Origin of the sequence: Litoreibacter ponti, assembly GCF_003054285.1 — a bacterium.
GTDB lineage: Bacteria > Pseudomonadota > Alphaproteobacteria > Rhodobacterales > Rhodobacteraceae > Litoreibacter > Litoreibacter ponti.
In genome coordinates this window covers 325,105-345,609 of record NZ_QBKS01000001.1, presented here as the reverse complement: position 1 = coordinate 345,609, position 20,505 = coordinate 325,105, and the positions used below count along the sequence as shown (strand labels likewise).

Below are 20,505 nucleotides of genomic sequence, written 5' to 3'. Positions count from 1 at the left end.
GCATGGCAGACGGTGCAGTGACGCAGTCCGTTCTTTTGAAGGTGGCCCCATGCCCTCTCCCGATGCTTTGACGCAACTTCTGGCCACCCGCGATTGGCTTCTGGCCGATGGTGCCACCGGCACACAGCTATTCAATATGGGGCTGAGTTCCGGCGACGCGCCTGAGCTATGGAATGTGGATCAGCCCGAGAAGATCACGCGGCTCTATTCCGAGGCGGTCGAGGCGGGCTCGGACCTGTTCCTGACCAACACCTTCGGCGGCAACGCCTCGCGCCTGAAGCTGCATGATGCACAATCGCGGGTCCATGAGCTGAACAAGGCGGGCGCCGAGATCGGCCGCGCGGTGGCCGACAAGGCGGGTCGCCCGGTCATTGTCGCGGGCTCCATGGGGCCGACGGGCGACATCATGGCGCCGATGGGCACCCTGACCCACGAGCTGGCGGTCGAGATGTTTCACGAGCAGGCCGAGGGGCTGAAAGCGGGCGGCGCGGATGTGCTGTGGTCGGAGACGATATCCGCCCCCGAAGAGCTGAAGGCGGCCTCGGAGGCCGCGAAGCTGGCCGACATGCCGTGGTGCGCGACGATGAGCTTTGATACCGCCGGGCGCACGATGATGGGCTTGACCTCCAAGGCGCTGGCGCAGCTGGCGCGGCGGTTGCCGCAAAAGCCATTGGCCTTCGGCGCGAATTGCGGGGTCGGCGCGTCGGACTTGCTGCGCACGATCCTGGGGTTCGAGGACGCAAACGCGCCGATCATCGCCAAGGGCAATGCGGGCATTCCCAAGTTTCACAATGGTCATATCCACTATGACGGCACACCCGAGCTCATGGCGGAGTATGCCTGCCTGGCGCGCGACGCGGGCGCCACGATAATCGGCGGCTGCTGCGGCACGACGCCAGAGCATCTGAGCCAGATGCGCGCGGCGCTGGAGAGCCGGCCCAAAGGCCCCCGCCCGTCTCTGGCCGCGATTGAAGCGGCCTTGGGCGGGTTTTCGTCCGACAGCGACGGCACCGATGGCAACGCGCCGCAAGCGCGGCGCACGCGACGGCGCGCGCGCGTCTGAGGCATCAAAAGAGGCTCATTTGATCCCCCGACCGGACAGGCCGCGTGAAGAGGTCGCAGCGCAACGGCGCAAGGTCCGCCGCAAGCCCCGCCGCGCGCGCGGCCCGCTTGAAGCGGTCGCGCAGCAGCTGGGCGTAGATGCCCGTACCCGTGAGCCGCGTGCCGAAGCTTGGGTCGTAATCCTTGCCCCCGTGCATCTCGCGCACCCGCGCCATGACACGGGCGGCGCGCATCGGGAAGTGCTCCTCGAGCCAGTCGCGAAACAGCGGGGCTACCTCGCGCGGCAGACGCAAGCCGATGCCCGAGGCGGCCGTCGCCCCCGCATCGGCCCCGGCCTGCACGATCGCCTCGATCTCCGGGTCGGTGAGGCCGGGAATGATCGGCGAGGCCATGACGCGCACCGGGATGCCCGCGCGCGACAGCCGCTCGATCACCTTGAGACGGCGGGCGGGCGACGGCACGCGCGGCTCCATCACCCGCGCAATCCTGGGGTCCAGCGTCGTCACCGACACGCCGACGCGCGCAAGCCCGGCGGAGGCCATTTCTGCCAGGATGTCGATGTCGCGCTCGATCAGCGCGCCCTTGGTGACGATCCCCACGGGATGGCGAAAGGAGGACAGCACCTCGAGGATCTCGCGCATGATCGCGCGGTCGCGCTCGATCGGTTGATAGGCGTCGGTGTTGGTGCCGATGGCGATCAGCTTGGGCCGGTAGCGCGGATTGCGCAGCTCCGCCTCCAGCCGGGCGGCCGCACCGGGGCGCGCGATCAGCTGCGTCTCGAAATCAAGGCCGGGCGACAGGCCAAGATAGGCGTGGCTGGGCCGCGCAAAACAGTAGATGCAGCCATGCTCGCAGCCGCGATAGGGGTTGATCGAGCGGTCAAACCCCAGATCGGGCGAGCTGTTGCGCGAGATGATCCTGGTGATCGTCTCGTCGCGCACTTCCGTGCGCAGGACGGGCAGCTCTTCGACGATATCCCAGCCGTCGTCGATGGCGGTTTTTGTCAAGGATTCAAAGCGGTTCGTCCGGTTGCTGGCCGCCGCCCTGCCCCGCCGCTGATCCCTGTGGATGAAGTCGCCCTGCTGCATCCCCACAGGCTAGAACATAAGAAGAACATTCACAATCCCAAGTCGGTCGTGTCTTTTGCCGTGTCGCAATCTGTCGCGCGGGGATGCGACCCTTTGGCCAATCTCGTCCCCAATACACGCGCCGCGGCGCCCCCAGGAGACCACGCCCATGTCTGACGAAGAAGACGATATCATCCTCTCCGAGCTCGACGATGAAGAGCTTGTCGCGCAGATGTTCGACGACCTCTATGACGGCCTGAAAGAGGAAGTCGAAGAGGGCACGAACATCCTGCTGGAGCGCGGCTGGCAGCCCTATGATGTGCTGACCAAGGCGCTGGTGGGCGGCATGACCATCGTCGGCAACGACTTCCGCGACGGCATCCTGTTCGTGCCGGAAGTGCTGCTGGCGGCCAACGCGATGAAGGGCGGCATGGCGATCCTGAAGCCGCTGCTGGCCGAGACCGGCGCGCCGCGCATGGGCAAGATGGTGATCGGCACCGTGAAGGGTGACATCCACGACATTGGCAAGAACCTGGTGTCGATGATGATGGAGGGCGCGGGCTTCGAGATCGTCGATCTTGGGATCAACAACGCGGTCGAGGCCTACCTCGAGGCGCTCGAGACCGAGCAGCCGGATATCCTGGGCATGTCCGCCCTGCTGACCACCACGATGCCCTACATGAAGGTGGTGATCGACACGATGGTCGAGAAGGGCATCCGGGACGACTACACCGTGCTGGTGGGCGGTGCACCGCTGAACGAAGAGTTCGGCAAAGCCATCGGCGCCGACGCCTATTGTCGCGACGCGGCCGTGGCGGTAGAGACCGCGAAAGAGTTCATGGCCCGCAAGCATAACCAGCTGGCCGCAGGCTGATCGCCTGATCGCCGCTTGATATCGACGGATGCGGGCCCCAGAGTGGGCCCGTTTTCAATTGGAGGGATCGTCCCATGCGCCTGCATCTTGCCAAAGGCACCATCGCGCTGGCAGCGCATATCGCGCTTGAGGAAAGCGGGCTTGCATTTGATCTGGTCTGGGTGGACTTCGCCACGGGCGAGCAGCGAACGGAGGCTTATCTGGCGATCAACCCGAAGGGCCGTGTGCCCGCGCTGGAGACGGATCACGGCATCCTGACCGAGACCTCCGCCATGTTGGGGCTGATCGCCGAGATGGCGCCGGAGGCTGGCTTGATGCCGGGCGACATGTGGGCCCGTGCCAAGGTGGCGGAGCTGCACCTGTTTCTCGCCGCGACCATGCATGTGAACCACGCCCACAAGATGCGCGGCAGCCGCTGGGCGGATGATCCGGCGGCGCATAAGGCGATGCAGGCGAAGGTGACGGAGAACATGACCGACAATGCCGCGCTGATCGAGCGCGACTACCTGCGCGGACCATGGGTGCTCGGCGCGCAGTATTCGACGGCGGACATTTACCTCTACACTATCGCCCGCTGGCTGGAGGGCGACGGGGTCGATCTGGCCCCCTTCCCCACGCTGCGCGCGCATATGGGCGCGATGGAGGCCCGGCCCGCGGTCGAAAAAGCCATCGCTTTGCATATATAGGGGCAAAGGAGAGCCACCATGCCGTTCACCCGCCTTGCCCTGATCCTGGCCTATGTCATCACCGCCGCGGGGGTCACCGTGTTCCTGTTCGCCCAGATGCAGCCCCAGGGCCAAGCGGGCCAACTGATCCCGGTGCTGCTGCCGGTTGCGATGCTGGCGGGGCTGGTGATCCGCGGGCTGCACAAAAGGCTCGAGCGGGATGATCCCTGACGACGCCACCCTGCGCGATGCTGGGCTCGTCCCTAATGGGCCCGGTCGGGTTCTGCTGCTGGCCTGCGGGGCCTTGGCGCGCGAGATTTTGGCGCTCAAGGACGCGAATGGCTGGGACCACATGACGCTCGCCTGCCTGCCCGCGATCCTGCACAACACGCCTGACAAGATCGTGCCTGCCGTGCGGGAGGCGGTGGAGAAGCATCGCGAGACCTACCAGACGATCTTCGTGGTCTATGCCGATTGCGGCACCGGCGGGCTGCTCAAAGCCGCCTGCGACGAGATGGGGGTCGAGATGGTCGAAGGCCCGCATTGCTACAGCTTCTTCGAGGGCAACGCGGCCTTCGCCGCGCGCGACGAGTTCACCGCGTTTTACCTCACGGATTTTCTGGTGCGCCAGTTTGATGCGTTCGTCACCAAGCCCCTGGGGCTCGACCGGCATCCAGAGCTGCGCGACATGTATTTCGCGCATTACGAAAAGCTGGTCTACCAGGCGCAGACCTGCGACCCGGCGCTCGAGGCCAAAGCGCGGGACTGCGCCCGCGCACTTGGGCTCGACTACGAGTACCGTTTTACCGGCTACGGGGATCTGGAAACCGCGCTTGCCGCTCAGAGCTAGCCAAACTTTTGAGAAAAGTTTGGCCCAAAGTCTTCAGAAGACTTTGGTTACGCGCTCGCGGCGACGGTGCGAATGCGGTCGACCATGGCGCGCACGCCGTTGGAGCGTTGGGCCGAGAGATGCTCGTTCAGGCCCAGACGGCCAAGCTCGGCCACAGCATCGACGCGGCCGACCTCGGCCACGGGCAGACCGGAATAGAGCCCCTTGAGCACCGCGATCAGCCCGCGCACGATCATCGCGTCGCTTTCGCCTTCAAACGTGAAGACGCCATCCTCGATCTTGGGGTGCAGCCAGACCTGGCTCGCACAGCCATCCACCTTGGTGGCCGGCACTTTCAACGCGTCGTCGAGCGGGTCCATCGCCTTGCCCATGTCGATGACATGGCGGTAGCGGTCCTCCCAGTCGTCGAGAAACTCGAAGGTTTCGACAATCTCTTCAAAGCTTTCCTGCGCCATGGCGTGCTGTCTCCTGCTCTGATCCGTCACCTAATCCCCCCCGCCCCTCGCGTCCAGAGCCGCGGCCACTTTTCAAGCGGGCTGGCTTGCGCTACTCAGGAAGAAAAGCAGGGGCACGCAGGGGTTTTCCAGATATGACACGCAGCGTTTTGGCCATTTTGGCGCTTTGTCTGACCGTGACCGCCTGCGGGCGCGTGGCAGACTCGCGGCTGAACCCGTTCAATTGGTTCGGGCGCGACCGCGACGAACAGGCCGAGGTTGTCGACGAGCGCTTCATCAACGACCCGCGCCAGTTCGTGGCCCAGGTGACCTCGTTGCAGGTGGACCCGACGCCAGAGGGCGCAATCATTCGCACCGTGGGCCTGCCGCCGGTACAGGGCTTTTGGGACGCGGAGCTGGTCGAGGTCGATATCGAGGACCCGACGACCCTGACCTATGAGTTCCGCGTAGCCCCACCGCCGGTGCGCACGCGCCAGGGCACGGTGCAATCGCGCGAGATCATCGCGGGCGCTGCGGTGTCGAACCGCAGGCTTGCCACGGTGCGCACGATCACGGTGATCGGGCAGAGCAACCGCCGCGCGGTGCGCCGCTAAATCTCGATGATTTTGACGGCGTTGCCGTCGCAGGACAGCGCGAGCTTCCCATCGCAAAGCCGCAGCGCGTCGTGGCCGAACACCTCACCGCGCCAGCCTTGCAACGCCAACCCATCGCGCTGACCAAGCGCGATGTCGTCCAGATCGGACGCCGTGGCGATGAGCTTTTGCGCAATGCCGACCTCTTCGGCCTTGGCCTTCAGCATCACCCGCAGCAGATCGGCCAGCGCCGTGTTCATGGCGGAGCGGTCGCGGGCGGGCGGCACCTGCGGCATGTCCTCCGGCGGGCAATTGAGACCCGCATCGACCGCCTTCAGGATACCTTCGGCAATCGCGCCCTTGCGCGCCTCGCGCAAAAGCAGGCGGGACTTGCCCAGATCACGCTCTGACTTCGGCTTGGTCGAGGCCAGCTCAAGCAGCGCGTCGTCCTTGAACACCCGGTTGCGCGGGATATTGCGCTCTTGCGCATGGGCCTCGCGGAACCGGGCCAGCTCGCGCACGAGGGCGAGGAATTTCGGCGCATTGGTGCGCACCTTCACGCGCTTCCACGCGTGATCGGGATCGACCTTGTAGGTCTCCGGCGCGCGCAGCACCGCCATCTCTTCTTCGACCCATGGCTTGCGACCGGTGCGCTCCAGCCGTTTGGAGAGGTATTCGTAGATGTCGCGCAGATGGGTCACATCGGCGAGCGCGTAAAGCTTTTGCGCGTCTGACAGCGGGCGGCGGGACCAGTCCGTGAAGCGCGACGACTTGTCGACGGAGGCCTTCGCGATCTTGCGCACCAGCGTCTCGTAGCCGACCTGCTCGCCGAAATCGCACACCATGGCGGCGACTTGCGTGTCAAAAAGCGGCGCGGGGATGACCCCGCCCTCGACGAAGAAGATCTCCAGATCCTGACGGGCGGCGTGGAAGACCTTCACCACGCTGTCGTCCCGGAACAGGTCATAGAGCGGCTCCAGCGACATCTCGGACCCTTCGATCGGGTCGACGAGCACCGCGTCGTTGCGGTCGTCGCCCGGCACCGCAAGCTGGATCAGGCAGAGCTTGGCATAGTACGTCCGCTCGCGCAGGAACTCGGTGTCGACGGTGACGTATGGGTGTTCTCGGGCCCGCTCACAGAAGGCGGCCAGCGCTTCGGTGGTGGTGATCGTGATGATGTTTGATGGCATAGAGGTCGGGTATTCTTTGTTGTTGCTTTTCTTGGCGGCCGCCCCTTCCGGCCGCCATAAGTCTTAGGCGCTTTGGGCGCGAAAGGGAAGTAATCAGTCCAGAACCAGCATCCCCGGCGTGCCTTGGGCGAAGCGGCGCAGCACCGCCGGGTAGAGCCGGTGTTCCTGGGTCAGCACCTTGGCAGCCAAACTCTCCGGCGTCTCGCCCTCCGCCACGGCAACGCGCGCCTGGCCCAGGATTGGGCCATCATCAAGCTCCGGCGTGACGATATGGACGGAGCACCCGGCCTCGCGGTCGCCCGCCTCCAGCGCGCGGGCATGGGTGTTGAGGCCCTTGTATTTCGGCAAGAGCGACGGGTGGATATTGAGCATCCGCCCGGCGTATCGGTTCACGAAGCCCGGGGTCAGCACGCGCATGAAGCCCGCAAGGCACACGATGTCGGGGCTTTCGGCGTCGATCAGCTTGACCAGCTCCGCCTCGAACGCGGCCCGGTCGCCTTTGAAGGGCTTGTGATCCACCGCGCCGGTCTTGATGCCCATCGCCGCGGCGCGATCCAGCCCCTTGGCGCCCGGGTCGTTCGAGGCCACCAGCACGGGCCGCGCCGGGTGATCACCCACCATGCTCTCGCACAGCGCCACCATGTTCGAGCCGCCGCCGGAGACCAGAATGGCGACTTTCTTCAAAGCAGCTTGCCGGAGTAGCGCACGCCCTCGCCCGGGGTGATGGCACCGATGCGGAAGACCGTCTCGCCATGGTCCTGCAGGATCATGGTCGTGGCCTCAGCGGCGTGGGCGTCGACAACGAGCACCATGCCGATGCCAGAATTGAAGGTCTTGAGCATCTCTGCCTCGGCGATGCCGGCGCTTGACGCCATCCACGAGAAGACCCCCGGCAGCTCCCATGTGCCCAAGTCGATCTCGGCCCCAAGACCTTCGGGCAGGACCCGCGGCAGGTTCTCGGTCAGCCCGCCGCCGGTGATATGGGCCAGCGCATGCACGCCGCCCTGATGCACCGCGGCCAACGCCGATTTGACGTAAAGCCGAGTAGGCGTCAGCAGCGCCTGGCCCAGCGAGTCTTCGGCGAAGGGCGCGTCGGCGTCCCAGCCAAGGCCCGACTGCTCGACAACCTTGCGCACAAGCGAATAGCCGTTGGAATGCACCCCGTCGGAGGCCAGACCCAGCAGCACGTCGCCCGCCTTGACGCCCGTGGGCAGCCCGCAGCCGCGCTCCATCGCGCCCACGGCAAAGCCTGCGAGGTCGAAATCGCCTTGCGCATACATGCCCGGCATCTCGGCGGTCTCGCCGCCGATCAGCGCGCAGCCCGATGCCTCGCAGCCCGCGGCGATGCCGTTGATGATCGCGGTAGCCGCGTCGAGGTCCAGCTTGCCGGTGGCGAAATAGTCGAGAAACATCAAGGGCTCGGCGCCTTGGCACACCAGATCGTTGACGCACATGGCCACCAGATCGACGCCGATCGTGTCATAATGCCCGGTGTCGATGGCGATGCGCAGCTTGGTGCCCACCCCGTCGGTGGCGGCCACGAGGATCGGGTCGGCATAGCCTGCGTCTTTCAGGTCGAACAGCGCGCCGAAGCCGCCCAGACCTTCCATCACGCCGGAGCGTTTGGTGCGGGCGGCGGCAGGCTTGATCCGGTCGATCAGCGCGTTGCCGGCGTCGATATCGACCCCCGCCTCGGCATAGGTGAGACCGTGTTTGGGCGTGTCAGTCATGGCGGGGTTCCGGCAGCAGGTGAGGGTTGCGCCGACCTAGCAAGCCCGCGCGCGCCTGTCCATGGCCCTGCTCTACTCGCCCTTCTTCGCGGCGAGCTTTTCCTGCAGCTTCAGCTCATTCTTCGCGCCGAACCCCATGAAGAAGCGCCCCGCCAGCCAGTAGATCACGAACATCACCGCGACGATCACCAGCGTGATGCCGAAGCCAAGCTCGGCAAACACGGCCGCGATATCGCCAAGGCCACCGAACACGGCGGCGATGAGCAGGAACAGCACGGCCCCAATCGCGGCATTGATTGGCACGAAGAGCGCGGCCATCTTCCACATGTAGCCGCTCTCGGGCTTTGATTTGGTCTGGCGCGCGTAGTTCTGCCCCGCATCGAGCGCGGGCACGAGCGCGCCGACGATGGAGCCGCCGCTGCCGATCTCGAGGCCGAAATAGCTCTCCAGCACGATGGCGAGGATCAAAAGCGCCACCAAGGTGATCGCGGCCACGATTGCGTAGCGTTTCAGAAGGGCTGCGGTGGTCATGGTGTCTCCCTCGTGTTGGTCTGCACCGTCCTAGCGGGCGGTTTTCGCCGGGGCAACTGCGCGCTTGGACTTGACCCCCGCGCGGACTCTGGTAGCCATCATTCCCGGCGGGCCTGTAGCTCAATTGGTTAGAGCAGAGCGCTCATAACGCTTTGGTTGCGGGTTCAAGTCCTGCCGGGCCTACCAATCGCCGAAATTCCGGGTAGTCTGACCCCTATGGACTGGATCGACCCCGCACGGCTCTATGCCTCTTTCTTTGGCTCCGACGTGATCGTCGCGCCGGAATACCTGCTGGTGGCCGCCGTGATTGCTTATGCGCTCTATCGCTGGCGCAGGCCGGAGGGCGGCTTCTGGGCCTGGCTGATGCCGCGCGCGATCTACCTGCACCCGTCGCATATGCTGGATCTGAAGCTGTTCGCGCTTGGCCGCCTGATCACGTTCTTCGGGCTGTTCAACAAGATCGCCGTGACCACCGTGATTGCCGCCGCGATTGCGGGGACGCAGGACGCGCCCTCCCGCGAGATCAACCCGTGGCTGATGGCCGCCGCGATCTTCGTGCTGAGCGATTTCATCCTGTATTGGGTCCACCGCGTCCACCATGAGACGCGCATCCTGTGGCCGCTGCACGCGCTTCACCACAGCGCCGAAGTGCTGACGCCGGTGACCGCCTACCGCCAGCACCCGCTGGCAAGCGTGCTGGTCACGGTGGTGCAAGGCGCCGTGTTCGGGGTGGCGCAGGGCATGCTGCTGCTGGCCCTTGGGGCGGAGTTCACGGGCGCGCAGATCGCCGGGGTGAACAGCTTCTTCTTCATCCTCGCGATGCTGACGGCCAATTTCCGGCACTCGCATATCTGGGTCAGCTTCGGGCCCGTGTGGGAGCGCATATTGATCTCGCCCGCGCAGCATCAGATCCACCATTCCCGCGAGCCGCGCCATCACAACAAGAATTACGGCGAGAACCTCGCGATCTGGGACTGGATGTTCGGCACGCTCTACGTACCGCAGGGCGAAGAGGATTTCGCCCTTGGCATCGCAGATGCCGATGGCCGCGCGCTGGAGCAGCGCCACGGCTCGCTCGCCGCGGCCCTGATCGTGCCGATCACCGACACGATCGAGGCGCTGCGCCCCCGGGCGCGGCCGAAACGCTAGATCAGTATTCGGACGTCTTCTCGTTCTTCTGCGTCTTCACCTTGCGCTGCTGCTGGCCAAAGCCCTGACCGAAGATCAGCGCGCCGAGTGCCAGCACGAAGACGGCGATGACAACGTCGTTGTTGCCGGAACTGCTGGATGGAGCTGGAGCGGGCGTGACGCCCGCATGGGCGTCGCCCACGGTTGCAACGGCCAAAGAGGCCGCCAAGGCCGCCGAGATGAATAGATTTTTCATGATCTGTCCCTTTCCCCAAGGGCAGCGGACGCACACACACACGCCGCCTTGACCCTGCGTGCAAGCTTCGGCGCAAGACCCGGCATCGGTCAAGCTTTATTCCCGTGGCCCGCTCAGCGGCCTTTTTTCATTGGACAGGATGGGTCCGGCGCGCCAGACTTGAGGCCAAAAGGGATTTTAGACAAGTGCTTGAGAAACTGGCCGAGCTGCTGGGTGCCACCGGGTTGGTGCTGGGCATATTTTATCTGCTCTACAAGCAGGTCATCTCCAAGGTGAAACTGCCCGGGCTGAGCCGCAAGCAGGCCTTCAGCCTGCTCGTGATCACGCTGCTTTTGATCTGGTCCATCGCCATTATCGTCATCCTGACCGATGGCGGCGGCATCCAGTCGGGGGGCATCAACATCAACAATGTCAGCGGGTCGGTCAATGTGGATTAGGGCGCTCTGCCTCGCCCTGCTGGGCCTGGCGACCCCGACCACGGCGCAGGTGCAGATCGGGGGCGACTGCGCGATCAACATCGCCAATATCGGGGAGAACGCGACGGTCAATGTCGAGCGTGGCACCTGCGGCGACAGCTTTCGTATCAGCTATGTCTGGCTCGATGCGCAGTCGCTGAACCTTGTGCGCACGGGGCTGAGCACCCAGAACCTGACCTCGGTCGTCGGCAGCAAGCCCAAAATCCTGCGCGCGGGCGTGCATGACCAGATGATGGCGCTGCTGGAGCTTGGCACCGATATGCTGCCAATCCCGCAATCCGAGGAGGACGAGACGGCCTTCCTCAATGTCAGCACCCCGCTGGGCCCCGACGATTTCGAGAGCGACTTCATCGACCGGCGCGCGCTTGGCGTGCCCTTCCCGATGTGGGCGGGCAACCGCCAGATCCTGTGGCCCGACGCCAAGGCCTATTCGGAGTTCTTCCTGAACGGCGTCTGGCCATCGAATTACGCGTATTGCTACGCCAACACGCAGCTCGACCCGTTCCTGATCGACGATATCGAATTGTTCGTCGAGGACGGGGATGTCGATCAGCTGATGCAGTCCATAGCCTTTGCCCTGACCCCGGTGCGCTTTATCGACGAGGCCGAATTTCAGAATTATTTCCGCGGCTTGCGCGACATGGTTGAGGCTTTTGATGCGGTGGATACCGCCAAGGCCCCCCTGAAGACGGCCGAGCAGCTGGAATTTGCGATGCCGCGCGTCACGGCCCGCGACTGGCGCAACGCGACGCCGAAAAGCTACACGCTGTTGCGCCAGATCACCCGGGAAGGCTTCCCGGCGGACTTCTTGCTGAAAATCGGGGAATATACCCGCAATTCAACCTGTGGCGAGGACGGAAATTCCCTTGGGTTCAAGGCCTTGCCGCGCGAAATGGAAGTCATGGTCGCGGTGATCGAGCCGATCTCGCCCTCGATCCGGATCACCGAGATCGGGCTGCTTGCGGATCGCGACACGGGGCTGCGCGCCGATTTCGACCTGCAGCGCGAACGCAGCCAAAAGGCGAACCTGCCCGCCTTGGTGGAAGGCGACAGCTACCTGCTGCCGCTTCGGATCGAGTTCCGCTACCAGGACCGCAGCAAGAACCCGCCGTGGTCCTGGAATCTACCGCTGAGATCGCAAAGCGAGGGGTTCTACGAGGCGCTCGATGCCGCGCGCACCGCCTTGCCAGAGCTGTCCCGCCCTGCCCCGGACACGCTTGCAGGCGCAGGCGCGACGCTGGCGGGCCTGACCCCGCCGGTCGATATCACCCCGACGCCGACCTATTATTTCGGCGATGTGCTCGGGCTGGAAAGCCTGACCACCTTCAACCCGCTGACGAACCGCACGACCCGCCATCAGGTGCGCGAGACCCCGCGCTTTGCGGCGCTGACCCAGGCGGGATTTGAGACCGGGTCCTGCCCGTTCCTCGCCTTTGAGACGGCCAGCGGCACCACGCTGGAGCACGGCCAGGTGTTGGTCGGCGCGCACGCGCCGGAGCTGGCCAAGGCCGACACGGTGGCGATCCCCGCGGGCACGACGGTGCTGCACCTGTCCGAGCGCGAGCCGGAGATCTCCTACATCAGCGAGATCACCCTGACCCATGAGAGCGGCGAGACCCGAACGCTGGCCCGCGACGTCCGGCTGAACCCGCAAGAGACGATCAGCATCGACGTGCCGGACGGCTGGGACGGCGCGGCGACGGTCACCATCGCGGGCCACTACACGCTGCTGAATTAGCGCGGCAGAACCAGCTCTGCCTTGAGGCCGCCGAGGCCTTCGCTGTCGCCCAGGCGCAGCGTGCCACCGTGGGAGCGCGCCACATCGGCGGCAATCGCAAGCCCAAGCCCCACGCCGCTGCCCGCATTCTGGTTGCGGGAAGCATCGAGCCGGGAGAACGCCTTCATCGCCTGATCACGCTGTGCCTCCGGGATGCCGGGGCCGTCATCTTCGACCGTGATGCGCAGGGATTTCTCGAGCAATTCCAGCGACACCTCGGCGCGCTTGCCGTAGCGCACGGAATTGTTGATCAGGTTCTCGGTGGCGCGGCTCACCGACATGGGCCGCAGCTTGACGAGCTGACCTGCGGGCGGCGCGCCCGTCAGCTCCACCGATTTGCCCGCCCGGCGCGCATTGTGCACCAGTTCCTCGACAAGCGTGGTGGGGTCGACCTTTTCCAGCTCCTCCTGCGCCTCGGCGCGGGCAAACTCGAGGAAGCTGTCGATCAGCCGTTCCATCTCGTCGACATCGCCGATCATGTCCTGCATCTCGGTATTCTCGGGCTGCATCGACAGGCCCAGCTTCAGCCGCGTGAGCGGCGTGCGCAAGTCATGGCTGACGCCCGAGAGCATCAGCGTGCGCTGCTCAATCTGGCGCTCGATGCGCGCGCGCATGTTGAGAAATGCGTTTCCGGCCGAGCGGACCTCCACCGCGCCGCCGGGGTAGTAGCGCTCGTTGCGCCCCTTGCCGAACGCCTCCGCCGCGCGGGCCAGCCTTCGGATCGGCTTGAGCTGGTTGCGCAGGAACAGGTAGGCGATGATCGTCATCAGGATCGTGGTAAACAGCATCAGCACCAGCAACTGGTGCGGGTTCGACGCCGACACCCGGCGGCGCGGGAAGGAAATCTCGAGCGGGCCTTTCGTGGTCTCCAGCGTGGCATGCACGGTCTTGTCGCGGCTCACCAGATCGACCGCCGCGAGCCCGTCGAAGCGTTCCGCGAGCGTTTCGCGGATCACCCGGCCGGACAGGTCCCAGACGCGGCGGCGCTCTTCGACCACATCGCCCGGGAAGACCACCTGCATCTCCAGCGCCTGTGCCATGGGGGTGAGCGCAGCGCTGGCGGCCGCTACATCATCGGCGCTTTCCACCAGTCCCTGAAGAACGCGCAGCTCGACCGATATGTTCTCGGTCATCTGCCGGGTCACGTCCTCGTAGAGCCTTTGGATGAAGCTCACGGAGAAGACCAACTGGATGGTCACGACCGGCACCAAAAGGATCAGCGCCGCCCGCCCGTAGAGCGAGCGCGGAAGGTAGCGTTTGATCGAGAACCGTGCCATGGTCAGGACCGTAAGCTGCGCAGGTGCAAAGGAAAAGGGCGATGGCCGCAGATGCGAAGAACGCGCCCGTGCCGGGCAAACCGGTGCCGCTTGCGCCAGGGCTGCGGCGCATCCTGGCGCCGAACCCGTCGCCGATGACCTACACCGGCACCAACACCTACCTTCTGGGCACTCGCGATATCGCCGTGATTGACCCCGGCCCGCCCGATGACGCGCACCTGCAAGCGATCCTCGACGCGCTGGAGGCGCATCAGCGGATCAGCCACATCGTCGTCACCCATTCCCATATCGACCATTCGCCCCTCGCCATGGTGCTGGCCCAGATCACCGATGCGCCGGTGCACGGCTTTGGCGGCAGCAGCGCGGGCCGCGCGCCGGTGATGGACGGATTTCGAAACATGGGTGGGGGCGAGGGGGTCGACGAGACCTTCATGCCCGACCGGTCGCTTGCCGATGGCGGGCAGCTGCGCGGCACCGACTGGACGCTTGAGGCGCTGCACACGCCCGGCCATATGGGCAACCACCTTTGCCTCCACTGGGCGGAGGGGCGTGCGCTGTTCTCGGGTGATCTGGTGATGGGCTGGGCCACGTCGATGGTCTCCCCGCCCGACGGGCACCTGACGGATTTCATGGCCTCGCTGCACCGGCTGGCCGCGCGCGAGGGCGACGCGGTCTACTACCCCGGCCATGGCGCGCCAATTGACGAGCCTGCGGCCCGAGTGCAGGAGCTGCTCGCCCACCGGCAGATGCGCGAGGCGCAGATCCTCGACGCGCTGGCGGGCGGCGCCCTGACGCCCGAGGGGCTGACGCGCAAAATCTACATCGATGTGGACCCTGCCCTGCTGCCCGCCGCCGAGCGAAATGTCGTCGCACATCTCATCGATCTGAGCCTGCGAAAGCGCGTCCGCCCGGTGGGAAAACTGAGCCTCGTGGCCTCCTTCGAGCTGGTCTGACAGGCGGTCGATTTTTTCGCAGAAAATCCCTTTACGACCCAAATCGCGCTTGCTATACGGCGCGAACCGTTCCGGCGTAGCTCAGCGGTAGAGCAGTTGACTGTTAATCAATTGGTCGTAGGTTCGATCCCTACCGCCGGAGCCAATTTCCCAAATCCGATCAGTTTGTTAGGCCTCTAACGGGCGTCTTGTTTTTCTTGGTCTGCGGGGGTCCATCCGAAGTTTGCCGAGAACTGCGCAAGATTGAGCCACGCGCACGGCATCGATCACCGCCTGATGCCCCCGATCAAGCCTGTTGCCAAAACCCGATCGCTCGGCAATCCTGTGAGCCGACATTTCTGGGAGGATACAATGTTTCACAAGGCCATACTCGCGGCTGCGAGCCTGTCATTGCTTGGCACCACAGCCATCGCGCAGGAAAAGATGCGCATTTCTCTGCAGCTTCCGCTGACCAGCCATTTGGGCGAGAACCTGACCCTCTTCGAAAAAGAGGTGGAGGAGCGCACCGGCGGCGCCATCGATGTCGAGATTTACGACAGCGCGACGCTCTACAAGGACAAGGAAGTGCCCGCCGCCGTGGGCTCCGGCGCGATTGAGGCCGGTGTCGCCTCGCTGACGCGCTACGTGGGCGACGCGCCGGTCGTCGATGTGTTCTATATGCCGTTCCTGTTCAACACCGAAGAAAAGGTGCGCGCCGCCGTGGCGGAGGGATCACCGGTGCGCGAAATCCTCGAGGCCGAGATCGCCAAGACCGGTGGCGAGGTTCTGTACTGGCAGGCCTATGGCGGTGCTATCCTGCTGAGCCAGGACGGCCCGATCCGCACGCCCGAGGACATGAAGGGCAAGAAGGCGCGGGTCTTCGGCAAGACACTGGGCGATTTCGTCACCGCCGCCGGGGGCGCGCCGACGCTGATCTCCGGCTCCGAGCAGTACCTTGCCTACCAGCGCGGCACGGTCGATGTGGGCATGACGGGCGTGTCGGGTGTGAAATCCCGCAAGCTGTGGGAAGTCATGGACACGATCACCAAGACCAATCACGCCAACATCGAATTCGTGGTCGTGGTCAACAGTGACTGGTGGAGCGGGCTCGACCCCGAGGTGCAGGGGCATATCCGTGACGCGGCCAATTTCGCCCAGGATGACGTTCGCGACCGGATGAGCCAGATCGAAGCCGACGCCTATGCCGCCGCGGTCGAGAACGGCATGACCGTCGTCGAATTGAGCGACGCCGAGCTTGCCGCATGGAAAGAGGTGGCCCAACCCGTGATCGACGGATACCTCGAAGCGGCGGGGGAAGCCGGTCAAAAGGTTCTTGACGCCATTGGTACAGATTCAGGGTCCTGACACCTATGCCCCTGGAATTTGAAGCAGGCGACCCGAGGGCCGCCTGTTCTATCGTGACATGAAGGTCGTCACGTCCCTGTCGCACCTCGCCTGCACCATCGGTGCCGTGCTGTTGGCGGCAACCGGCGTCTTGCTGACCTATGAGGTGATCGCCCGCTATTTCTTCATCCGCCCGACCATTTGGGCCGCGGAGTTGAGCCAGCTTTGCCTGATCTGGGGGTGCCTGTTGGCGATGGCGCACCTGCTGACGCTCAGGCGACACATCACGGTCAACGCGGTCACCGCCCTATTGCCGCGCATGGCCCAGCGGGTCTGCGCCGCCATTGCGCTGATCGTGGTCGTGGTCTTCTCGGCCATCGTGACCTACTGGGGCTACGACATCTTCCACGACAGCTTTGTGCGCGGCAGAACGACCGGCTCGCTTCTGAACCTGCCGGTCTGGATCGCGGAGGCCTCTGTGCCGGTCGGATTCGGCCTGCTTGCGGCGCAAGGTCTGGTGGAGCTGATCGGCCTGCGCGGCTCTGACACCACCAGCCTCGGGGCAACCCACGAATGACGATCATCCTGATCCTCGTCTGCCTGTTCGTGCTGCTGCTTCTGGGCGTGCCGGTGGCCTTCGCCCTGGGCGGCATGGGGCTGGGGATGCTGATGCTGGGCGGGTTCTCCCCGCTGATGGCGCCGCAATCCATCCTATCCACACTCGACGGGTTCATCCTGCTTGCCGTGCCGCTCTTCTTGCTGATGTCGAACCTGCTGCTCAAGGGCGGTGTGGGGCGCGACCTGTTTGCCGCGGTGCAGGCCTGGGTCGGCCATTGGCCCGGCGGCCTTGCCGTGGCGACCATCATCAGCTGCGGTCTTTTCGCGGCGATCTCCGGCTCGTCAGTGGCGACCGCCGCGACCATCGGAACGGTCGCAATCCCGGAGATGATCAACCGCGGCTACGACAAGCGGTTCGTGTACGGGCTACTGGCCGCTGGCGGCACGCTTGGCATTCTGATCCCGCCATCGATCCCGATGATCGTCTACGGCTTCGTCACCGAGCAATCGGTGATCGCGCTCTTTTTGGCGGGCATCGGCCCGGGGATCGTTCTGGTGACCCTTTTCATCCTGTTCGCGATGCTGCATGCGCGCCTCTCGGGCAATTTCGAGAACGTCCCAAAGGCCAGCATGACCGAGCGGATCGACGCCTCCAAACGTGCCTTCCCATCGGTGGCCCTCGCCGCTCTGGTGATCGTCGGGCTCTATTCTGGCGCCTTCACCCCGACCGAGGCGGCGGCGGTCGGCTCCGCGGCCGCGCTGTTCATCGTCGCGTTCTGGCTGCGCACCCTGACATGGGCCACACTGTGGGAGGCGGTTCGGGAATCCGCCATCACCACGGCCGCAATCCTGCTGATCGTGGCGGGGGCCAAGGTCTTCGGCAAGGCCATCGCGCTCTACCGTATCCCGCAGGACATATCCGCCTTCCTTGCGTCGGCAATCGATGGGCCGATCATGTTCATCATCGTGGTCTCGGTCGTGCTTTTGCTGATGGGGCTGGTGTTCGAGGCGCTCTCGATGATCCTGATCATGACCCCTGTGCTGCTGCCCGCGGCGATGGGCCTGGGGTTCGATCCGATCTGGTTCGGCATCTACATGGTGATCATGGTGGAATGTGCGCTGATCACGCCGCCGGTGGGCCTGAACCTTTACGTCATCCAATCCGTGGCGCGCACAAGCCTGGCCAATGTCGCCCGCGGCGTCTGGCCGTTCCTGATGCTGATGCTGTTCACGGTCGTGCTGCTGTACGCCCTGCCCGATCTCGCCCTCTACATTCCTTTCAAGTGGTAGACCCATGACCTCAGCCGCCGCGCTCCGCCATCTTCTCTCCAAGGACGTCTGCCATGTCATGCCCTGCTGCTTTGATGCGCTGTCGGCCAAGCTGATCGCGCAGGAAGGCTACGATCTGACCTTCATGTCCGGGTTCGCGGCCTCGGCCAGCCGGATCGGCGCGCCGGATCTGGGCTTGATGAGCTACGCCGAAGTGCTTGATCAGGTACGCAACATAACCGACGCCACGGCGATTCCGCTGATCGGAGACGGCGACACCGGCTACGGCAATGCGATGAACGTGCGCCGCACTGTCGCCGGTTTCGCCAAGGCCGGCGCCGCGTCGGTGATGATAGAGGACCAATTGGCCCCCAAGCGCTGCGGGCACACGCCCGGCAAGGCGGTCGTGTCGCGCGATGAGGCCTTCGATCGCATTCGGGCCGCAGTGGACGAGCGGGAAGTGCTGCGCGCCGCGGGCGGAGACATTTTGATCCTCGCCCGCACCGATGCGCGGCACGAACACGGGCTGGGCGAGGCGATTGAGCGCGCGGCGCAGTTCGCCGAGCTTGGCGCGGATATCCTTTTTGTGGAGGCCCCGCGATCCGAGGCGGAGATGCGCGAGGTCTGCCGATCCCTGCCCGGCCCCAAGATGGCAAACATCGTCGAGGGCGGGGACACCCCCGATCTGCCGAACGCGGCCTTGCACGACATCGGCTACAGCATTGCGGCCTACCCGCTTTCGCTCATGGCCGCAGCGATGCAGGCGATGGTCACGACGCTGCGCACCATGCGCGACGATCAGCGCCCCGATCTGATGGATTTCACCGAGCTGCGCAGTCGGATCGGGTTTGACGACTATTACGAGACATCCGAGCGTTACGGGTCGTCGCGCCGCGCGCATTCCGACCCGGAGGCGGACGCGTAGTCTCCGGTCACTTGAGCTCTCGCGCGGGCGCGATGGGCGGCGACGGCCGCGAAGATGTTGAGCAGCAGGAAGATCGGGACGACAAGGCTGGGGGCCAGCACCATCGGCCAGTCCAGCATCGCTTGCGAGGTTGGGTATTCGTGAAAGACCCGCCAAGGTCCGGGCAACCCCGATTGCATCGCGATCCCGCCGGGAAGGACAATGATCAAAACGCCCACGATGTGCCACATCATCAGCGCGTCATGCGAGAGCGTACCGCGCCGCACCTTCGCGAAAAGCCAGACCGCAGACAGGCCGAACGCAAAATCCGTGATCCCGATTGCCAATTCGACCTCCAGCGGGAAGTCCCCCTGAATTGTCTTGATCAAGGTGCCAATCGCCAAAACGCGCAATGCCTGTATGGCGACGAACCAATGGTGGGGCACGGCGTCTGCCATCTGCAAAAGCCCTGCCCTGACCGGTGGGAGAAGAAGTGTCAGCGCGACCACCAGAAAGGGCACGGTCGACAGCCACAAACCGGGCATCAGGCGCAGAAAGGCTTCGGTGTCGTAGATACCGCTGGTCGCCATGGTTGCGGTCGTCAGGCCCCAAGCGGCGAGCGCCAAAGTCACGACGAAGGCCGCCAAGTACGCGGTTCTCGCCCGGGCCTTTGCGGCTGCGACGAACAGGAACAGAACCTGAGCGGCGAACAGGAGGGGTATGGTCGAAAACGTCATCTCCCCGCCCTCATCCCGGTGGCACCATCTGCATCTTTCGTCATTCCAAATCCTTTCAAGAACGTCCATTCTCTTACGGGTCAAAATTTTTTTAGTCGAGTGCGCCCATGGCCTCTTCGAGGAACGGATCGATTACGTTGGAGCCGACGCCCGCATGGGCCAAGGTAAACAGCCCCTGCAAGACACCCAGAAGATACGGGGCCAGCCGATCGGCGCGGGAGGTCCCGAAACCTGCGTTTCGCAGCGCCACATGAAGCCTCGTTTGCAGCTCTTGCAGATGACGTTCGACCACGTGCCGCACCTCGTCATGGGTCATCACGTCGTCGGCGGATGTGCGCGCCATGAAACAGCCCTGCCGCCCCGCATCGGTCACCGCCATTTGCCCAAGCCGGACGAAGAACGCGCGGATATCTTCCGGGGTGAGGTCTTCGGCCTCCAGCGCGGCAAAAAGCTCTGGCACGACGGACACACGGTAGCTTTTCAGGGCGGCGAGAAACAGGCGGTGCTTGTCCCCGAACGCCGTGTAGAGCCCCTTTCGGCTCACACCTGTCCCGGCCACCAGATCGTCATAGCTGGCGTCTCCATAGCCCTTCGCCCAGAACACCCGCATCGCGGCATCGATGGCGCGGTCAGGGTCAAATTCGCGCGAACGGGGCATATCTTGAGGCTTTCGAGAACATGGGTTCTCTTAAAGCATCGCGTCCAGTCACCGTCAATCCGGATTTGAAACTTATGCCATTCCAGCCCTTTACGGCTGCCGATCATCGGTACAAAAGGCCCCCGACATATTTGGCAGGCTTGGCCGGTAGGCAAACCACACTAGCTTGCTTAGCATAAAGCTGGACGGAACG

At 64.6% G+C, this 20,505-nt stretch carries 24 protein-coding genes and 2 tRNA genes; 16 read left to right on the top strand and 10 right to left on the bottom strand.

The features are described 5' to 3' along the window. The first annotated feature begins 49 nt into the window (after positions 1 to 49). Positions 50 to 1,063, top strand: a complete 1,014-nt coding sequence (gene bmt / locus C8N43_RS01845) for a betaine--homocysteine S-methyltransferase (RefSeq protein WP_107843990.1) — start codon at positions 50 to 52, stop codon at positions 1,061 to 1,063. Between the two features lie 4 nt (positions 1,064 to 1,067). Here bmt and C8N43_RS01840 read toward each other — a convergent pair whose 3' ends face one another. Beyond that, positions 1,068 to 2,150: a PA0069 family radical SAM protein gene (locus C8N43_RS01840; RefSeq protein WP_107843989.1), complete on the bottom strand. Its 1,083-nt coding sequence runs from the start codon at positions 2,148 to 2,150 to the stop codon at positions 1,068 to 1,070. Between the two features lie 148 nt (positions 2,151 to 2,298). On the opposite strand from C8N43_RS01840, the gene C8N43_RS01835 reads away from it, so the two are divergent. From C8N43_RS01835 to C8N43_RS01820, 4 genes are all read left to right on the top strand, one after another. Further along, a complete protein-coding gene (locus C8N43_RS01835) occupies positions 2,299 to 3,003 on the top strand; it encodes a corrinoid protein (RefSeq protein WP_107843988.1) in 705 nt (234 codons plus the stop codon). A 74-nt stretch (positions 3,004 to 3,077) separates the two neighbouring features. After that, positions 3,078 to 3,689, top strand: a complete 612-nt coding sequence (locus C8N43_RS01830; RefSeq protein WP_107843987.1) for a glutathione S-transferase family protein — start codon at positions 3,078 to 3,080, stop codon at positions 3,687 to 3,689. An 18-nt stretch (positions 3,690 to 3,707) separates the two neighbouring features. Next, a complete protein-coding gene (locus C8N43_RS01825) occupies positions 3,708 to 3,899 on the top strand; it encodes a hypothetical protein (protein WP_107843986.1) in 192 nt (63 codons plus the stop codon). Continuing rightward, positions 3,889 to 4,518 carry a DUF1638 domain-containing protein gene (locus C8N43_RS01820; RefSeq protein WP_107843985.1) on the top strand — a complete coding sequence of 210 codons (630 nt, stop codon included), beginning with the start codon at positions 3,889 to 3,891 and terminating at the stop codon, positions 4,516 to 4,518. The genes C8N43_RS01825 and C8N43_RS01820 overlap by 11 nt, the downstream gene beginning before the upstream one ends. Positions 4,519 to 4,565: 47 nt before the next feature. On the opposite strand, the gene C8N43_RS01815 is transcribed toward C8N43_RS01820, so the two are convergent. Continuing rightward, the gene (locus tag C8N43_RS01815) at positions 4,566 to 4,973 is read right to left on the bottom strand and encodes a SufE family protein (RefSeq protein WP_107843984.1); all 408 of its coding nucleotides are present in this window, start codon (positions 4,971 to 4,973) and stop codon (positions 4,566 to 4,568) included. Between the two features lie 134 nt (positions 4,974 to 5,107). On the opposite strand from C8N43_RS01815, the gene C8N43_RS01810 reads away from it, so the two are divergent. Then, positions 5,108 to 5,566 carry a hypothetical protein gene (locus C8N43_RS01810; RefSeq protein WP_107843983.1) on the top strand — a complete coding sequence of 153 codons (459 nt, stop codon included), beginning with the start codon at positions 5,108 to 5,110 and terminating at the stop codon, positions 5,564 to 5,566. Here C8N43_RS01810 and rnd read toward each other — a convergent pair. The 4 genes from rnd to C8N43_RS01790 all read right to left on the bottom strand — a co-directional run bounded on the left by rnd (position 5,563) and on the right by C8N43_RS01790 (position 8,996). After that, positions 5,563 to 6,723 (bottom strand): ribonuclease D, encoded by a 1,161-nt coding sequence (rnd, locus tag C8N43_RS01805; protein ID WP_107846196.1) that lies wholly within the window; start codon positions 6,721 to 6,723, stop codon positions 5,563 to 5,565. The two genes, C8N43_RS01810 and rnd, sit on opposite strands and share 4 nt — an antisense overlap. Positions 6,724 to 6,828: 105 nt before the next feature. Beyond that, complete coding sequence (purN, locus tag C8N43_RS01800; protein WP_107843982.1) at positions 6,829 to 7,419, bottom strand: phosphoribosylglycinamide formyltransferase; 591 nt, start codon at positions 7,417 to 7,419, stop codon at positions 6,829 to 6,831. Then, positions 7,416 to 8,465, bottom strand: coding sequence for a phosphoribosylformylglycinamidine cyclo-ligase (purM, locus tag C8N43_RS01795; RefSeq protein WP_107843981.1), 1,050 nt, complete (start codon positions 8,463 to 8,465; stop codon positions 7,416 to 7,418). Before purM ends, purN begins: the two co-directional genes overlap by 4 nt. 72 nt (positions 8,466 to 8,537) lie before the next feature. After that, positions 8,538 to 8,996, bottom strand: a complete 459-nt coding sequence (locus C8N43_RS01790) for an ABZJ_00895 family protein (protein WP_107843980.1) — start codon at positions 8,994 to 8,996, stop codon at positions 8,538 to 8,540. Between the two features lie 109 nt (positions 8,997 to 9,105). Here C8N43_RS01790 and C8N43_RS01785 point away from each other — a divergent pair. Then, positions 9,106 to 9,182, top strand: a tRNA-Ile gene (locus C8N43_RS01785). Between the two features lie 30 nt (positions 9,183 to 9,212). After that, positions 9,213 to 10,145: a sterol desaturase family protein gene (locus C8N43_RS01780; protein WP_107843979.1), complete on the top strand. Its 933-nt coding sequence runs from the start codon at positions 9,213 to 9,215 to the stop codon at positions 10,143 to 10,145. 1 nt (position 10,146) lies between these two features. On the opposite strand, the gene C8N43_RS01775 is transcribed toward C8N43_RS01780, so the two are convergent. Then, positions 10,147 to 10,380 (bottom strand): hypothetical protein, encoded by a 234-nt coding sequence (locus tag C8N43_RS01775; protein ID WP_107843978.1) that lies wholly within the window; start codon positions 10,378 to 10,380, stop codon positions 10,147 to 10,149. Positions 10,381 to 10,565: 185 nt separating this feature from the next. Here C8N43_RS01775 and C8N43_RS01770 point away from each other — a divergent pair, with 185 nt between their 5' ends. Next, positions 10,566 to 10,817: a hypothetical protein gene (locus C8N43_RS01770; protein ID WP_107843977.1), complete on the top strand. Its 252-nt coding sequence runs from the start codon at positions 10,566 to 10,568 to the stop codon at positions 10,815 to 10,817. Then, positions 10,807 to 12,594: a hypothetical protein gene (locus C8N43_RS01765; protein WP_107843976.1), complete on the top strand. Its 1,788-nt coding sequence runs from the start codon at positions 10,807 to 10,809 to the stop codon at positions 12,592 to 12,594. Before C8N43_RS01770 ends, C8N43_RS01765 begins: the two co-directional genes overlap by 11 nt. Here C8N43_RS01765 and C8N43_RS01760 read toward each other — a convergent pair. Beyond that, positions 12,591 to 13,910, bottom strand: a complete 1,320-nt coding sequence (locus tag C8N43_RS01760; RefSeq protein ID WP_107843975.1) for an ATP-binding protein — start codon at positions 13,908 to 13,910, stop codon at positions 12,591 to 12,593. The two genes, C8N43_RS01765 and C8N43_RS01760, sit on opposite strands and share 4 nt — an antisense overlap. Before the next feature lie 41 nt (positions 13,911 to 13,951). Between C8N43_RS01760 and C8N43_RS01755 the strand changes: the two genes are divergently transcribed. The 6 genes from C8N43_RS01755 (at position 13,952) to C8N43_RS01730 (ending at position 18,938) form a co-directional block, all read left to right on the top strand. Then, entirely contained in the window at positions 13,952 to 14,863 is a 912-nt protein-coding gene (locus C8N43_RS01755) for an MBL fold metallo-hydrolase (protein ID WP_107843974.1), read from the top strand. A gap of 70 nt (positions 14,864 to 14,933) precedes the next feature. Beyond that, positions 14,934 to 15,008 (top strand) — tRNA-Asn (locus tag C8N43_RS01750). Positions 15,009 to 15,214: 206 nt separating this feature from the next. Beyond that, positions 15,215 to 16,207, top strand: coding sequence for a TRAP transporter substrate-binding protein (locus tag C8N43_RS01745; RefSeq protein WP_107843973.1), 993 nt, complete (start codon positions 15,215 to 15,217; stop codon positions 16,205 to 16,207). Positions 16,208 to 16,265: 58 nt separating this feature from the next. Continuing rightward, the gene (locus C8N43_RS01740; RefSeq protein ID WP_107843972.1) at positions 16,266 to 16,763 is read left to right on the top strand and encodes a TRAP transporter small permease; all 498 of its coding nucleotides are present in this window, start codon (positions 16,266 to 16,268) and stop codon (positions 16,761 to 16,763) included. Further along, the gene (locus tag C8N43_RS01735) at positions 16,760 to 18,034 is read left to right on the top strand and encodes a TRAP transporter large permease (protein ID WP_107843971.1); all 1,275 of its coding nucleotides are present in this window, start codon (positions 16,760 to 16,762) and stop codon (positions 18,032 to 18,034) included. Before C8N43_RS01740 ends, C8N43_RS01735 begins: the two co-directional genes overlap by 4 nt. A gap of 4 nt (positions 18,035 to 18,038) precedes the next feature. Then, complete coding sequence (locus C8N43_RS01730) at positions 18,039 to 18,938, top strand: isocitrate lyase/PEP mutase family protein (RefSeq protein WP_107843970.1); 900 nt, start codon at positions 18,039 to 18,041, stop codon at positions 18,936 to 18,938. On the opposite strand, the gene C8N43_RS01725 is transcribed toward C8N43_RS01730, so the two are convergent. Both C8N43_RS01725 and C8N43_RS01720 read right to left on the bottom strand, forming a co-directional pair. Continuing rightward, on the bottom strand, positions 18,890 to 19,654 hold the full coding sequence (locus C8N43_RS01725) for a hypothetical protein (protein ID WP_107843969.1): 765 nt from the start codon (positions 19,652 to 19,654) through the stop codon (positions 18,890 to 18,892). The two genes, C8N43_RS01730 and C8N43_RS01725, sit on opposite strands and share 49 nt — an antisense overlap. 91 nt (positions 19,655 to 19,745) lie before the next feature. Then, positions 19,746 to 20,312: a TetR/AcrR family transcriptional regulator gene (locus C8N43_RS01720; RefSeq protein WP_107843968.1), complete on the bottom strand. Its 567-nt coding sequence runs from the start codon at positions 20,310 to 20,312 to the stop codon at positions 19,746 to 19,748. Positions 20,313 to 20,505: the final 193 nt, after the last annotated feature.

Bases quoted from the DNA above. Each gene is read 5' to 3' on its own strand.
- bmt (WP_107843990.1), top strand. From the start codon at position 50: ATGCCCTCTCCCGATGCTTTGACGCAACTTCTGGCCACCCGCGATTGG.
- C8N43_RS01840 (WP_107843989.1), bottom strand. From the start codon at position 2,150: ATGCAGCAGGGCGACTTCATCCACAGGGATCAGCGGCGGGGCAGGGCG.
- C8N43_RS01835 (WP_107843988.1), top strand. From the start codon at position 2,299: ATGTCTGACGAAGAAGACGATATCATCCTCTCCGAGCTCGACGATGAA.
- C8N43_RS01830 (WP_107843987.1), top strand. From the start codon at position 3,078: ATGCGCCTGCATCTTGCCAAAGGCACCATCGCGCTGGCAGCGCATATC.
- C8N43_RS01825 (WP_107843986.1), top strand. From the start codon at position 3,708: ATGCCGTTCACCCGCCTTGCCCTGATCCTGGCCTATGTCATCACCGCC.
- C8N43_RS01820 (WP_107843985.1), top strand. From the start codon at position 3,889: ATGATCCCTGACGACGCCACCCTGCGCGATGCTGGGCTCGTCCCTAAT.
- C8N43_RS01815 (WP_107843984.1), bottom strand. From the start codon at position 4,973: ATGGCGCAGGAAAGCTTTGAAGAGATTGTCGAAACCTTCGAGTTTCTC.
- C8N43_RS01810 (WP_107843983.1), top strand. From the start codon at position 5,108: ATGACACGCAGCGTTTTGGCCATTTTGGCGCTTTGTCTGACCGTGACC.
- purM (WP_107843981.1), bottom strand. From the start codon at position 8,465: ATGACTGACACGCCCAAACACGGTCTCACCTATGCCGAGGCGGGGGTC.
- C8N43_RS01790 (WP_107843980.1), bottom strand. From the start codon at position 8,996: ATGACCACCGCAGCCCTTCTGAAACGCTACGCAATCGTGGCCGCGATC.
- C8N43_RS01780 (WP_107843979.1), top strand. From the start codon at position 9,213: ATGGACTGGATCGACCCCGCACGGCTCTATGCCTCTTTCTTTGGCTCC.
- C8N43_RS01775 (WP_107843978.1), bottom strand. From the start codon at position 10,380: ATGAAAAATCTATTCATCTCGGCGGCCTTGGCGGCCTCTTTGGCCGTT.
- C8N43_RS01765 (WP_107843976.1), top strand. From the start codon at position 10,807: ATGTGGATTAGGGCGCTCTGCCTCGCCCTGCTGGGCCTGGCGACCCCG.
- C8N43_RS01760 (WP_107843975.1), bottom strand. From the start codon at position 13,910: ATGGCACGGTTCTCGATCAAACGCTACCTTCCGCGCTCGCTCTACGGG.
- C8N43_RS01755 (WP_107843974.1), top strand. From the start codon at position 13,952: ATGGCCGCAGATGCGAAGAACGCGCCCGTGCCGGGCAAACCGGTGCCG.
- C8N43_RS01745 (WP_107843973.1), top strand. From the start codon at position 15,215: ATGTTTCACAAGGCCATACTCGCGGCTGCGAGCCTGTCATTGCTTGGC.
- C8N43_RS01740 (WP_107843972.1), top strand. From the start codon at position 16,266: ATGAAGGTCGTCACGTCCCTGTCGCACCTCGCCTGCACCATCGGTGCC.
- C8N43_RS01735 (WP_107843971.1), top strand. From the start codon at position 16,760: ATGACGATCATCCTGATCCTCGTCTGCCTGTTCGTGCTGCTGCTTCTG.
- C8N43_RS01730 (WP_107843970.1), top strand. From the start codon at position 18,039: ATGACCTCAGCCGCCGCGCTCCGCCATCTTCTCTCCAAGGACGTCTGC.
- C8N43_RS01725 (WP_107843969.1), bottom strand. From the start codon at position 19,654: ATGACGTTTTCGACCATACCCCTCCTGTTCGCCGCTCAGGTTCTGTTC.
- C8N43_RS01720 (WP_107843968.1), bottom strand. From the start codon at position 20,312: ATGCCCCGTTCGCGCGAATTTGACCCTGACCGCGCCATCGATGCCGCG.